Genomic DNA, 13254 nt, shown 5'->3' on the forward strand with positions numbered 1-13254 from the left:
CTATTTAACACTTCGTTGTGATGCTGTCGCTGTTTGACGATTTACATATCTTATCATGCAGGCTATATTGTGTCAACAATATTTTTCACTTTTTTATCAGTGTCGCCTCGTTTAATCGCTACCTAAAATGACAGCTTTTAAATATTAACATGTTTGCTATGTTAGCGTCAATCACTTTTTTCACTTTTATTATTTCTTTTTTTAAGTGACGTGATTTCAAATGACAACTTTTATACTCTATCATGCTTCGCATAATCTGTAAAGCGTTTTTTGAAACAAATATATGATTCGTTTCAAAGGTTGTAAGCGCTACACATGTTGTAGTAGCAACTTATGTTATATTATCATCGACGAATCATTTCGTCAATACTTTTTTCGCTTTTTTGTAAAGTTTATGTAAATTTTATGTAACCTTACATAGTTATCGCCAAACATTGTTACAACGTCTCGTGACGACAAATGATAATATACCACTAAGTAATAGGGGGAGTCAATATATTTTGTGATTTATTATGTTTTTTATTTTTTTACTTAAAATCGCTTCTTTTTAGGTTTCCTTCATTATATAGAAGGTGTAGTCACTATTAGACGATCCGTTTCCTACTATATAATGTCACTTTATACAAAAAGATTGAAGACAACTAAAAGTAGCCTTCAATCTTTTTAACTCTTATTTATTTGTTCTAAGCTTATAACCGTTCGTTTAACTCTTTAGCTAGATCTTCGAATCCTGGTTTACCTAATAAGGCAAACATATTACGTTTGTAGTCTTCTACTCCTGGTTGATCAAATGGGTTTACGCCATTTAAGTATCCTGAGATTCCTACTGCTTTTTCAAAGAAGTAGATTAAGTGTCCTAAAGATTTTTCATCCATAGCTGGAATTTTTATTAATAGGTTCGGTACATTACCGTCTGTGTGAGCTAATAATGTTCCTTCGTAAGCTTTAGTGTTAACAAAATCAATTGTTTTTCCTTCTAAATAACTTAAACCATCTAGATCTTCCTCAGCTTTTGGAATATCAATATCATGTCTTGGTGTTTCAACTTTTAAGACTGTTTCAAAGATATTTCTTTGTCCATCTTGGATTGTTTGTCCAATAGAGTGTAAATCTGTTGAGAAGTTTGCACTCGCTGGGTAAATCCCTTTTTGATCTTTCCCTTCAGATTCACCAAATAATTGTTTCCACCATTCAGAGAAGTATTGCATACCTGGTTCATAGTTAGCCAGAATTTCGATATCTTTCCCTTTTTTATAGAAGAAGTTACGGATTGCTGCGTATTGGTAAGCACTGTTCTCCATAACATCTGGATTACTGTATTCTTCCATTGCTTCGCGTGCACCTTCCATTAAAGCATCAATGTCTCCACCTGCGACAGCAATTGGTAATAGACCCACCGCAGTTAATACAGTAAAGCGTCCACCAATACCATCAGGAATAACAAATGTTTCATATCCTTCAGTATTTGCTTCTGATTTTAGAGCGCCTCTCTCTTTATCAGTTGTTGCATAAATACGTTTAACCGCTTCTTCGTGACCGTATTTCTTATCTAATAATTCTTTGAATACACGGAATGCAATAGAAGGTTCAGTTGTTGTACCTGATTTAGAAATAATATTAACCGAAAAGTCACGGTCCCCGACTAAATCAACTAGATCGTGTAAATAAGTAGAACTAATACTATTACCCGCAAAGATAACTTGAGGTGTTCCTTTTTGCCCTGCTTTAATATTGTAAAATGAATCGTTTAGGAATTCGATTGCTGCTTTCGCTCCTAAGTATGATCCTCCAATACCAATTACAATAAGAATATCTGAATCTGCTTTAATTTTTTCGGATGCTGCTTTGATGCGTGCATACTCATCTTTATCGTATGTTTCTGGCCAATCAACCCAGTCCAAGAAGTCATTTCCTGCACCCGTTTTATCATGAAGTTGATTATGTGCCAATTCAATATATGGTTTAATCTGAGTTAATTCATGTTCTTTAAAGAATGATAAAGCTTTTGTATAATCAAAATTTAAATTTGTCATTAATATCTCTCCTCATTTTTTTCTAGAATATTAGTTTGATCTTCTTCGATTTGTCTTAAACCATCTTCAATAATTTTAGGCATATTGCGTCCTAATGTCTTGAATCCAATCTTAGGTAAATATCTTTTAGGATACTTTTTTAATTTTGAGGGAAAAGGTGGTGTGTTTAGATGTTGCAACGCTCTAAAAGACAAGCTAATTTTTCGAGTATATTCATCAATATCAATAATTTTGACTTTAACTTTGTCGCCGATATTAATAAAATTATCTAACTCGGACACATAACCGTGTTTGCATTCTGATATATGCACTAATCCTTGTTCTGTATCCGATAATTTAACAAAGACACCGTAATTCTGAATACCGGTTACTTCTCCTTGGATTACATCCCCAATTCTAAATTCTTTTGTCAATGTATATCCACCCTTTACTTTATAGTAGGCTACTCATTAACAGTAACGCTCGTAATAACAATATCTTCTACGGGCTTGTCTTGGGCACCAGTTTCTTGAGCTTGAATATCTAGGACTACATCCATACCATTAACAACGTGACCAAATACTGTATGACGGTGGTCTAACCAAGGTGTTCCACCTTTTGCTTCATAAGCTTCAATAATTTCTTCAGGAAATCCAGCATCTTTTAATTGTCCTAGCATTTGCGCGGGTACAGTTGGAGCTGTTACGATGAAGAATTGACTTCCATTTGTGTTAGGTCCAGCATTAGCCATTGATAACGCGCCATATAAGTTAAATACTTCCGCTGAGAATTCATCTTCGAAAGCATCACCATAGATACTCTCTCCACCCATACCAGTTCCTGTTGGGTCTCCACCTTGAATCATGAAGTCTTTAATAATACGGTGGAAGATAATTCCGTCGTAATACCCTTTTTTAGATAATTCTTTGAAGTTTTCTACTGTCTTTGGAGCTAACTCCGAGAATAGGGCTAAATCAATATCACCCTTGTTCGTATGTAATGTAATATCAACATTTAGTTCTTCTGTGTTTAATTGTGGAAATTTTGTCAAAATAATTCACTCCTCCTTATATTTTCTATATACATTATATACTAATTCACTTTGTTATGTTTAACAAATGTTTTAATAGTTATATCAAATTTTTTTTGATATTATTGAAGGAGAGTTAAAAAAGTTTTTAATTCAAAAGATACTTAGGCATTTAGTTTAATTTAAATAAAAAAATAAGAAGGTTGGTTTAATTATGAATTTCCCTTTAATTGCGTCATTGAGTTCAATTTTATTTGCACAGCTGATTAAATATCCTATAGCTTATTTAACCAATCGAAAAAGTGCAAAATTAAATTTAATCACTTCTACAGGTGGTATGCCCAGTTCTCACTCGGCTGCAGTGAGTAGTTTAACGACGGCTTTGATTTTAGAATATGGTTTTAATTCACCATACGTAGCCATATCTACTGTATTTGCAGTCATTATCATGTTCGATTCGATGGGGGTCCGTCGTCAAAGTGGTGAACAAGGTATTGTCTTGGATATATTAGCCCGTAAACATTTAGCTGAGATCAATTATATATCTGATGATATAAGCTATGATGAAGTCGAGGATAACCCTCTGATTTTAAGTTATGATATTGATAATTATGAAAGAATGATAATTAACCGTTATCTAGGGCATAAACCGAGTGAAGTTATTGTTGGTACTCTAACTGGTGGTTTTGTTGCCATTTTTCTACGTTTAGTTTTATTATAATATTATAGAAAGTGTGATACTTTGAGTTTTGAAGAGTCCTTGTTTGATATAACAATTGTTGGCGGAGGGCCTGTCGGTTTATATACAGCCTTTTACGCAGGCTTACGAAATGCGAGAACAAAGATTATAGAAAGTCTAGAATCTTTAGGTGGACAACCTGCCCATCTTTATGCTGAGAAGAACATTTATGACATACCTGGATTCCCTGCTATTAGAGGCGATGAATTAGAACGAAATCTTATTCAACAAATTTCTCGCTTTGATATTTCGATTCAATTGGGAGAAGAAGTTTTAAATGTAAATAAAAAGATGACTGAGGATGGCATCGAATATTTTGAAATTATTACCAGTGAACAAATTCATTATTCACGTACCATTATTTTAGCAATCGGAAATGGTGCCTTTTCTCCTAGAAAATTAAAATTACCAGAAATTGAGAAATATGAAGAAAGTAATCTACATTACTATGTTAATAACATCGAACAATTCACTGGAAGAACAGTAGCAATCTGTGGTGGTGGTGATTCTGCGGTTGATTGGGCATTAGCCTTAGAACCGCTAGCGAATAAAGTGCATTTAATCCATCGTCGTGACAAATTTAGAGCAGTTGAAAGCAGTGTGAAACAATTAGAAAATTCCACAGTCGAGTTATTGACTCCTTTTATTCCGGAATCCGTCAACGGTGACGATAGTCGTATTCAATCGATTAATTTGAAGAAAGCTAAATCAGATGAGATAATTACTTTGGATGTGGATAACTTTATTGTCAGTTACGGTTTTACATCAAGTATTGGCGAAATTAGAAATTGGGGATTCAACCTCAATCGAAATACAATTGAAGTCAATGCTCAATACGAAACGAATATAACTGGCATCTATGCTGTTGGAGATATTGCCAACTATGAAGGCAAAGTAAGAATTATTGCGACAGGCTTTGGTGAAGCTCCCCAAGCAGTGAATGATGCCTTATTAAAAATAGATCCAACAAACGTTAACCCTCCAATTCACAGCTCAGATTTATTCTAAGGAGAGATACTATGACAAAAAATGAACAATTCATAAAACAAAGTCGTCTAGAAAATCAAGCTCACTACTTATTAAAAGAACGTGGCGTTAGATTAGAATCAATTGCTGAAATTGTCTATGATCTACAAAAAGACTACATTGATGATTTAACTTTAGACTATTGTTTAGAAAATATTATTGCGGTGATGAAGAAACGTGAAGTTCAAAATGCAGTTATCACAGGTATTGAAATTGATATCGCAGCGGAGAGACAACAGTTCTCACCTGTCTTAAATGATTTACTGATGCGAGATGAAGGATTATATGGCATTGACGAAATATTAGTCTTATCCATCGTTAATGTTTATGGCTCAATTGGTCTAACCAACTTTGGTTATGTTGATAAATTAAAACCTGGTATTATTGGTGAGTTAAACGATAGCAAAGATGAACATTGTAATACGTTCATTGATGATATCGTTGGCGCACTTGCTGCAGCAGCTGCAAGTCGAATCGCCCATTCTCAACCTCAAACAGATGAGGTGAATGTTAATAGTACACCTAAAGAGTCTTATGAAGATTCACATGAAAATTAAGAAAAAGTGATGAGCCCGCAGACTCATCACTTTTTTTATTTATTCCAATATACAACTTTTCGAATAGCTAAGATAATTAATTCATAAACTAATAAGGCAATGATGAATAACATCATGAAAAATTCCTGTGGGAGTACAGTTATAACCGGATCTTCCAAAGGATTAAACAACCATAAATCATTATTAAATAGCAATTGATGGAAAAGAATAAACACTTGATCGAATGCGACAACAATGAAAAATAATAAAATCAATGGAAAGGCTAATTTAAATGTAAAATGAGGTGCCATAACTAATTGCCAATTCCGTTTCTTAATGTACGAAATGACCCAAATCGTTAACGAGAGTAAAATCACTAAGATGACAAAATTAATAAAGAATAATACCTTTACCTCTTCAAAATGCTGTGCCCCGCTTTCTGACATACTAAAGTAAGGCATATTTAAATCATGGACTGTTGGATTCACTAAATAGCTTAACATAGTATCATAATTTTCAAGTAACTGCGCTTGAGTTAAACCTGAGATGTCTGTTAAATTAAACCAAGCAATACATAATCGGTATAAAAATGGTGATATAAAGATGACAGTTGTAATTGATAAGCACATTGCAAATAAAAGGATAATAAAACTGCTCACTATTCGTTTTAATATATCCATTATTCATGCTTCCATTCTGAAAGTGATTCGATGGTATAAGTTGGTTGCTTTTGAATCATTTCTAAGTCTTCTCTCACTGTGACACCTGTTAAAACTAACAGCGTATCCATATCCATATTCATTCCCGCCATAATATCTGTATCGTAGTTATCTCCAATCATTAAAACCTTGCTTTTCTCAATCCCAAGTTGCTTAAGTGCCCCTTCCATGATTGGTTTATTGGGCTTACCGATAATAATCGGTTCTTTTCTTGTCGCAAATTGTATAAAGGCAGTAATAGCACCCGAACTTGGATTCATTCCAGTTTCAGTTGGTATTAATCGGTCTGTATTCGTCACCACATATTCAGCTCCAGCAAGGATTGCTTGTACAGCGACAGTTAACTGGTCGTAAGTAACATCACGTTTTAAACCTTGGACAACAACATCAATCGGTTTACTCGGATCAACCGTAAAATTTCTATCAAGCAATTGCTCTTTTAAAGCTGCTTCTCCTAGTACATAAACATTCGCTCCTGGATGATGTACTTCAATATAATCTCCTAAAGCAATAATTGAAGTATAAACATGAGAAGAATCAATTGGAATATCATAATATGAATTTAAATTATGAACGATTTCCTCAACCGCCTTTGTTGCATTATTTGTCACTAATTTAAAAGGGAAACCATCATCAAGTAATTGACGGATAAATACCTCAGCTTCTGGAATTCGCTCTTTTCCACGATACGTCGTTCCATCGAGATCTACTAAATAACCTTCATACTTTGTCATTCCTTAGTTGTCACCTTCTTAATTACGAATTTTTTATCATTAGCCACTTTTTCACTGACTTTCTCAGTGACTTTTTTTGGTTTGTTTATTTCACCTTTAGTTTGATTCTTTTTAAAGGCTTTTTTACGACGAATATTTTTGGGTTTAAAGTTAGTATCTTCTGCTTTTTCTTTGTCTGTCGTAGTTGTCACATGAGGTGTTTTTGGTCTTTGGTTTTTCGGTTGCCTTGAAACATTCTTTTGTATAGTTTCGCGCTTCTCTAATTGATGGTACTTCTCTACGGCTTCCACCTTACCTAAGACAAAGTAAGCCGCCCCAAAATTACAATACTCTTTAATATAGTCATCTAAGAAATCAATTTGTTGATCGCGTGGCACTTTGCGTCTTCCTAACTGATAAAATCCTCTTAGACGTAACAGATCATGCCCCCAGTCTCCAACAATAAAATCAAACTTTTCAAAGAATGGTTGATACCGATTCGTAAAAGCTTCTTGTTCAAACCCTTCTCGGTAATTCTTTATCAAACGGTATTCTTGTTTGCTAATTTGAATTGTTTCTTCGTCGATAATATAGATTTGTTTATCTTCGACTTCTTCACCTTGAATAATGTCATCTAAAATAGATTCAAGTTGATTTGTCATGGTTTTTTTATTACTCAAATCACTTGCCTCCTTCTATTGGATATGTTTTTTCTAAATAATTTCGAACTACGTGTCTTAAAAAATCTGGGAAAATTAACTTTGGATTCCCATAATCATCAATCGTTGGGAAAAAAGGTAAGAACCAAATATGATCCACCGTCACAAACTGATAGTATTTGTCGTCAATGATCACTTCTCCATTTACTTCCCACTGATGTTTTAGCTCATTAAAAGCAATGCCCTTAAAAATTAGTTCTCCAAATATCTTACCACGAAAACCAAGTCCATTGATTAATTTGTATCTTAAATCATCTGCTTGTTGGTTCATTTCAGCTAGCATTTCTTTTAAATGCAACCCATTCATCTCCACTACAGCTAAATGCATCGGATGAGGTAGTGCTTCATGTAAGTGATATTCAGTAATGAGCCCTCTAGGCAAATCACTTAAAAATAAACCAGAGCTTAATATTGCATTTTCAACCCTAGTTGCTTCTATAATCGCATTGAGTGCCATTTGTATGAATGAATTGGATCCCGTTGTTTGAAGTGCTTGAAAAGTTTCAGGAATATGAGCAACCCTGCGTTCCTCAAGTAGCTTTGTTCCTTCATGTTTATAATAATCTGATTCTTTTGGCAGATTATATCTTTGACTCAATTGATGAATGGAAAGAACTTCTGCAGACATCTGCCAAGTATCCGTTGCTTGATCAAAATACAAATCGATTGAACCAACAAAATTACCGTATTTTCCTGCTGCGCAAAGAAAGCTTTGATTCTCCCATTCTCCTTCAATAAGAACATGATGAGTATGTGCTCCGATGATTAATTGTATTTCAGGAAATAGATTCGAAATATAGCGGTCTGTTTCTAAACCTAGATGCGACAACAAAATAATTAAGTCCGTGTCTTCTTTATCTATAAGTTGAAGAGTGTCTTGCAAGCTATCAATAGGATTTTCAATGGTATATCCATTTAAGTGATAAGTTTCATAAGGTGCAGTTAAGCCGATAAAGGCCACTTTCATATCGTCAATCTCTTTGTATACGATATTTTCAGCATAGGAAGGAACTTCTTGCGTATCTTTATCAAATAAATTCGCAATAGTTACTGAATAATCTGCTCGACTATATAAGTCGCTTAGACGTTCTTTAGAAAAGTTTAAACCTTCATTATTCCCAAGTGTCACGACATCATAATTCGCTTCATTGAACAAATCAACGATGACCTTCCCATATGTTGCTTCAACCAAAGGGTGTACAGAGTCCATAGCATCACCTACATCAATGGTAAGAAGCGCCTCACCTTTAACTGATGCAAGGGCCTGGTTCTCTTCTATAAACTTCGATATTAAAGGCCAATGATCTAAATGTCCGTGTATGTCATTGGTATGTAGTATTTTTAGACGCAATGTGTACACCTCTTTCATTATACATTTCTTATAGATTATAATACAAAAAAAGACCGAACTTCAATCCCTAGGGAATGGAAGTTCGGAAATATCCTAAACTAAGCTAAGACCGGTGTCAAAGTTCCTAAGAAAATAAAGGCCACAACAAGAACAAGAGCCAATATTAAAACATAAACTAACCATTTTTCCGGAAGTTTTGGAATAGGATACTTAACTACAAAACTTGCACCAAGAATAATATAAGCAACTGCTAGAACATATTGGAATATATTCATTGGTATTACATAACCTAACAGTGAAATAATTGGTATGATAATCGCACTTGCTTCTAAAGGAAGACCTTGTGTCTTTCCTTCTAACTGTTCACCTTGAAATTCAATCGCTTGGTTAAAATACGCAAGTCGAATGATAACAGATAAAATATACAATGCCGCGACGATGACCGATAATACCGATCCTAAAGATAAAGAAATTAATAATGACGCTGGTAGCAAAGCATAGACAACGGTTTTACTTAAGACATCAAATTCCAAATCAAATGAAATCTGAGCATCTTCTCGCTCAAACATCGCTGTGAAACGGTAACTAAAGATATAACCGACTGAAGCGATAATTAAGGATATAATTGTATATTGAGATTCTCCAATCATTGAAAACCCAACACCGACCGCTCCAAAGAACAAACTAAACAATGTGAGTGCATTGGATTGATTAATTTTACCTAAGAACATTTGACACACCCTTTCATACTATATGTAATCGTTATTATTATACCTATTTATTATCTCATTTACAATTGATAGATGGATTATTCGTCAATAATGCTTGTCTTCATCGCTTAGAATTGAAATGACAAGATAGTTACTATATAATTATTATATTGCATACATGAGGTGATTAATGTGAAAAAATGGAAAATTGTTGTCGACTCAGGGTCGTCAATTCGTGAAATAGAAACAACAAATCAAAACGTCGTTTTGGAAATCGTTCCATTGATGATAAATATTGGTAATGATGTTTTTGTAGATAGTGCAGACCTAGATATTGAGAACTTCTTATCAGAAATAAAAGATACAAAACAAAAAACATCAAGTGCATGTCCTTCCCCAGAAGTCTATGCACATCGATTTGAAGGTGCAGAGAATGTCATCTGCTTTACTATCTCTTCCCAACTTTCAGGTAGTTACAATAGTGCTTCTTTAGGAAAAGACATTGCTTTGGAGAAAAATCCTGACGCTAATATTCATATCTTTGACAGTCGATCAGCTGGTTCAGAGATGGACTTATTGGCTAAAAAAGCATTTGAATTAGCTGAAACGGAGGCTGATTTCGATACCGTCGTAAAAGAATTGAATGCTTACCATGATAATCTAGATATCGCCTTCTTATTAGAATCTGTAGATAACTTAGTTAATAATGGACGTGTATCTAAGATTTTAGGTCAAATGATTGGATTATTAGGTATTCGCTTAATTGGTAACCGAACTCCAGAAGGTACAATTCAATTGGCTCATAAATCAAAAGGTCAAAAGAGAGCGTTAAAAACTTTAATTAACGAATTAAAATCTAAAGGTTATAACGGTGGAGAAATTGAAGTATCTCACGTTCTTAACCCAGATATTGCCAATGCCTTTAAAGAAGAAATTCTAAAAGAATATCCGAACGCTAAGATTACGACACGTGTAACGAGTGCACTATGTAGCTATTATGCAGAGCATAATGGTATGATCGTTGGTTTCGAAACAAATTAATATTTTAAAAAACAGCAACAATTTTTAATTGTTGCTGTTTTTTATTTTAACTATATTGCTTCAGAAAATAACTGATTAAACTGAAGTATGGTTTTGTAATCTCATCATGTTCTTGGTAAATACAATGCCCAGCATTGTCTACCGCTATAAGTTCAACTTGAGGTACGTAGGTAGCGGCTGTAAAAATTCCATCCCCGCGTACTACTTTGTCTTCGACAGATCGAAATACTAATAATGGGGTTTCGATATACTTCAAGGCTGATTCATCCAGTATCTTATTCACTTCATCGAATGATGTCGCCAACCAATTATATGTTCCCCCAGAAGTTGGATGTGCAACTGATTCCAACTGCAAATTAAATGCATATTTCTCTCTTTGCTGACTATGTGTTAAATCTGGATTCGGAATATATTCAGATGCATTCGTTGATGCTTCTATGAATTCATTACTTCCTTGAGCGGGAATGGGCTTATGACCTAAGTTCAGTAAACCGGCACCACTTGCTACTGCATGAGCTAAAGATCTAGGATATGGATATGTATTGACACTAAACATTGGTGAAGATAAGATTGCTGCTTTAATTAGCTTTGGATATTTCTTAATTAATCCTGTACTTACTGCCCCACCCATTGAATGAGCGAATAAGAAAAAGTGCTCGTTCAATTCATAGGTCTCTTTAACACTTTCAATCACTTCTTTTAAATCTTCAATATAGTAATCAAAATGTTGAATATCAATTAAAGAATTTCGCGTTTCAACTCTTGAAGACCCATGACCTCTCGCATCATAAATAAGCACATTATAATTGAGTTGTAATAAATAATATACAACTTCAAAATACATCTCTTTATACTCATTAAAGCCATGAACAATAAAGACAGTTGGACGATTGCTATCTTTTAAATAAAATAAATATGATAAAGCAACATCACCCACCGGAATTTCACCAGAATGTTCAAATTGCTCAATATATGGTCGAGCGATAATGTTCATCTCTCGGTCATAATGCTCTTCTTCAATCCAAGCTAAGTTCGCTTGCAATGACATGTCTAATTCATTTAAATTGACCTCTGCTTGGTAACTTTGTTTGCGCGGATGTTTTAGTCGATAAGCAAAATCATAGGCAAGTAAGCCTAAGGTACCTTTAACTAGACCTTTTAATAATTTAGACGTTAAACTTTTCTTCAACTAAATTCCCCCTTCAGTATCCAAAACTAATGACACAACTAATCTCACATATGGTACTTCATCGACACTATAATCTGTCGGTGCTGCGTAGATCGAAATATATTGGCTTTGATAAATATCATAATTGGATAATGATACGGCATCAGCATATACATCAAATAAATAATCGGCTAAAATCTTTTCATTCTCCCAAGTTGTCAGATGAACATCCCCTGCGGAGATGTAGAGTTCATATAAATTCTCACCTAAGCGATACTCTGCATCCGAAACACTTGGAAATTGGGCTCTAAAACCAGCTCCATCAGCCGTTATAGAGCTTAAATAATGGTACTCCCCCATCTCTTCCACTCGCCTCCAGACACCTTCTTCAAGATGCTCGCCAAATTGAATTTGCTCCCAACCTTTCGTTCCTCGCATGTGATTCATTTGTCTTAAAAATGCATCATTCAATGCACGATTATCTAACGCCGCATTAAATTGATTGGCGGATTGTTTTGCTATCGCATAATTATCATCCGACAATATTTTTTCGTGGATTTGATAGGGAACTTGATTTCCTGGTTGGGCGTATCCTGAAATATATTCGGAAATAACTTCGTCATTTTCAACGTTGTTTGGTAATTTCATTACCTCTCTCATAATGAGATTAAAAGATTCGTTCACATTTAATGACTCATCATTTAAAGTCGCTTGTATAAAATTTTGGTTCTGATAATATCCAAATAACACAAATAGTATAATAAAACTTAATTTAAAGTAAAAACTCTTTGGAAATTTATTTGTCATGAATCTCTCCTATCATTCAACTAATACCTATAATATCAGAATTATAAGTAAAACAAAAAAGATTTAAACTAGATTAATGTCTAACTTAAATCTTTTAATACCAATTATAAAGGTTCTGTACTATTCTGTTGGTGTTGGATCAAATAAGGGTCAACGATATGGTAGCCCAACTCGCGGTAGCCATCAATCATTGTTGGTAAAGCATCCAACGTCCACGAACGGTCATGCATTAAGATGTTTGCTCCAGGTCGAATATATGTATTATCCAATGATACGGCTGCTAATTCAGGACCAGATAAATACTCATCCATCCAGTCATAACCAAATGACCATGTCATTAATTGTAAGCCTAACTCATTACAAATTAAGATAGTATCCATATTAAACAATCCGAAAGGAGGTCTAAACCAACGTACGGGTGCGCCAGTAATCTCTTCGACTACTTGATTCGTTGCGACAATCTCATTGTATTGTTCTTCATATGTCAATTCACGTAAATTCGGGTGAGTATGTGTATGGTTCCCAATTTCAAAGCCCATATCATGCACTTGTTTGGTAATCTCTCTGCCCCACTCCGACTCTAGATGTCAAGTCCATAATCTTGTGTAAAAGTCTCAATGTAGTTATATCATCTGGTCATCATGCACATTACACTTGTAAGAATGTCCGAGCGTTATTTTCCC

Annotated in this window: 15 protein-coding genes; 4 read left to right on the plus strand and 11 right to left on the minus strand. The window is 34.4% G+C overall.

Annotated features, from left to right (window positions below):
• Window positions 1-689: 689 nt before the first annotated feature.
• From ACEN3Z_RS10270 to ACEN3Z_RS10280, 3 genes are read right to left on the minus strand one after another with little or no spacing between them, the layout of a single operon-like run.
• Window positions 690-2033, minus strand: coding sequence for a glucose-6-phosphate isomerase (locus ACEN3Z_RS10270; RefSeq protein WP_407090783.1), 1344 nt, complete (start codon window positions 2031-2033; stop codon window positions 690-692).
• The gene (locus ACEN3Z_RS10275) at window positions 2033-2446 is read right to left on the minus strand and encodes a CvfD/Ygs/GSP13 family RNA-binding post-transcriptional regulator (RefSeq protein WP_407090784.1); all 414 of its coding nucleotides are present in this window, start codon (window positions 2444-2446) and stop codon (window positions 2033-2035) included. The genes ACEN3Z_RS10270 and ACEN3Z_RS10275 overlap by 1 nt, the downstream gene beginning before the upstream one ends.
• Window positions 2447-2475: 29 nt before the next feature.
• Complete coding sequence (locus ACEN3Z_RS10280) at window positions 2476-3063, minus strand: peptidylprolyl isomerase (RefSeq protein WP_407090785.1); 588 nt, start codon at window positions 3061-3063, stop codon at window positions 2476-2478.
• 193 nt (window positions 3064-3256) lie between these two features.
• On the opposite strand from ACEN3Z_RS10280, the gene ACEN3Z_RS10285 reads away from it, so the two are divergent.
• Genes ACEN3Z_RS10285 through ACEN3Z_RS10295 form a run of 3 tightly spaced genes read left to right on the plus strand, consistent with a single transcriptional unit; the run spans window position 3257 to window position 5364 of the window.
• Complete coding sequence (locus ACEN3Z_RS10285) at window positions 3257-3763, plus strand: divergent PAP2 family protein (protein ID WP_407090786.1); 507 nt, start codon at window positions 3257-3259, stop codon at window positions 3761-3763.
• Window positions 3764-3784: 21 nt separating this feature from the next.
• The gene (locus tag ACEN3Z_RS10290; RefSeq protein WP_407090787.1) at window positions 3785-4789 is read left to right on the plus strand and encodes an NAD(P)/FAD-dependent oxidoreductase; all 1005 of its coding nucleotides are present in this window, start codon (window positions 3785-3787) and stop codon (window positions 4787-4789) included.
• A gap of 11 nt (window positions 4790-4800) precedes the next feature.
• A complete protein-coding gene (locus tag ACEN3Z_RS10295; RefSeq protein ID WP_407090788.1) occupies window positions 4801-5364 on the plus strand; it encodes a phosphatidylglycerophosphatase A in 564 nt (187 codons plus the stop codon).
• Window positions 5365-5399: 35 nt separating this feature from the next.
• Here ACEN3Z_RS10295 and ACEN3Z_RS10300 read toward each other — a convergent pair whose 3' ends face one another.
• The 5 genes from ACEN3Z_RS10300 to ACEN3Z_RS10320 all read right to left on the minus strand — a co-directional run bounded on the left by ACEN3Z_RS10300 (window position 5400) and on the right by ACEN3Z_RS10320 (window position 9576).
• Window positions 5400-6023, minus strand: coding sequence for a TIGR01906 family membrane protein (locus ACEN3Z_RS10300; protein WP_407090789.1), 624 nt, complete (start codon window positions 6021-6023; stop codon window positions 5400-5402).
• Window positions 6023-6796 (minus strand): TIGR01457 family HAD-type hydrolase, encoded by a 774-nt coding sequence (locus ACEN3Z_RS10305; protein ID WP_407090790.1) that lies wholly within the window; start codon window positions 6794-6796, stop codon window positions 6023-6025. Before ACEN3Z_RS10305 ends, ACEN3Z_RS10300 begins: the two co-directional genes overlap by 1 nt.
• Window positions 6793-7455 carry a YutD family protein gene (locus ACEN3Z_RS10310; protein WP_407090791.1) on the minus strand — a complete coding sequence of 221 codons (663 nt, stop codon included), beginning with the start codon at window positions 7453-7455 and terminating at the stop codon, window positions 6793-6795. Before ACEN3Z_RS10310 ends, ACEN3Z_RS10305 begins: the two co-directional genes overlap by 4 nt.
• A 1-nt stretch (window position 7456) precedes the next feature.
• A complete protein-coding gene (locus ACEN3Z_RS10315; RefSeq protein WP_407090792.1) occupies window positions 7457-8845 on the minus strand; it encodes a bifunctional metallophosphatase/5'-nucleotidase in 1389 nt (462 codons plus the stop codon).
• Between the two features lie 98 nt (window positions 8846-8943).
• A complete protein-coding gene (locus ACEN3Z_RS10320; protein ID WP_407090793.1) occupies window positions 8944-9576 on the minus strand; it encodes a hypothetical protein in 633 nt (210 codons plus the stop codon).
• A 171-nt stretch (window positions 9577-9747) separates the two neighbouring features.
• Between ACEN3Z_RS10320 and ACEN3Z_RS10325 the strand changes: the two genes are divergently transcribed.
• Window positions 9748-10596, plus strand: coding sequence for a DegV family protein (locus tag ACEN3Z_RS10325; protein ID WP_407090794.1), 849 nt, complete (start codon window positions 9748-9750; stop codon window positions 10594-10596).
• Window positions 10597-10642: 46 nt separating this feature from the next.
• Here ACEN3Z_RS10325 and ACEN3Z_RS10330 read toward each other — a convergent pair whose 3' ends face one another.
• The 3 genes from ACEN3Z_RS10330 to ACEN3Z_RS10340 all read right to left on the minus strand — a co-directional run bounded on the left by ACEN3Z_RS10330 (window position 10643) and on the right by ACEN3Z_RS10340 (window position 13131).
• On the minus strand, window positions 10643-11785 hold the full coding sequence (locus tag ACEN3Z_RS10330; RefSeq protein WP_407090795.1) for an alpha/beta fold hydrolase: 1143 nt from the start codon (window positions 11783-11785) through the stop codon (window positions 10643-10645).
• Window positions 11786-12571, minus strand: coding sequence for a hypothetical protein (locus ACEN3Z_RS10335; protein ID WP_407090796.1), 786 nt, complete (start codon window positions 12569-12571; stop codon window positions 11786-11788). It abuts the gene before it with no gap.
• A 104-nt stretch (window positions 12572-12675) separates the two neighbouring features.
• Window positions 12676-13131 carry a polysaccharide deacetylase family protein gene (locus ACEN3Z_RS10340; RefSeq protein WP_407090797.1) on the minus strand — a complete coding sequence of 152 codons (456 nt, stop codon included), beginning with the start codon at window positions 13129-13131 and terminating at the stop codon, window positions 12676-12678.
• Window positions 13132-13254: the final 123 nt, after the last annotated feature.

The sequence above is a fragment of the Ruoffia sp. FAM 26254 genome (assembly GCF_045528545.1).
Classification (GTDB): Bacteria; Bacillota; Bacilli; order Lactobacillales; family Aerococcaceae; genus Ruoffia; species Ruoffia halotolerans.

Coding starts and splice junctions, on each gene's coding strand:
- ACEN3Z_RS10270 (WP_407090783.1), bottom strand. CDS start 2,033: ATGACAAATTTAAATTTTGATTATACAAAAGCTTTATCATTCTTTAAA.
- ACEN3Z_RS10285 (WP_407090786.1), top strand. CDS start 3,257: ATGAATTTCCCTTTAATTGCGTCATTGAGTTCAATTTTATTTGCACAG.
- ACEN3Z_RS10295 (WP_407090788.1), top strand. CDS start 4,801: ATGACAAAAAATGAACAATTCATAAAACAAAGTCGTCTAGAAAATCAA.
- ACEN3Z_RS10300 (WP_407090789.1), bottom strand. CDS start 6,023: ATGGATATATTAAAACGAATAGTGAGCAGTTTTATTATCCTTTTATTT.
- ACEN3Z_RS10305 (WP_407090790.1), bottom strand. CDS start 6,796: ATGACAAAGTATGAAGGTTATTTAGTAGATCTCGATGGAACGACGTAT.
- ACEN3Z_RS10320 (WP_407090793.1), bottom strand. CDS start 9,576: ATGTTCTTAGGTAAAATTAATCAATCCAATGCACTCACATTGTTTAGT.
- ACEN3Z_RS10335 (WP_407090796.1), bottom strand. CDS start 12,571: ATGACAAATAAATTTCCAAAGAGTTTTTACTTTAAATTAAGTTTTATT.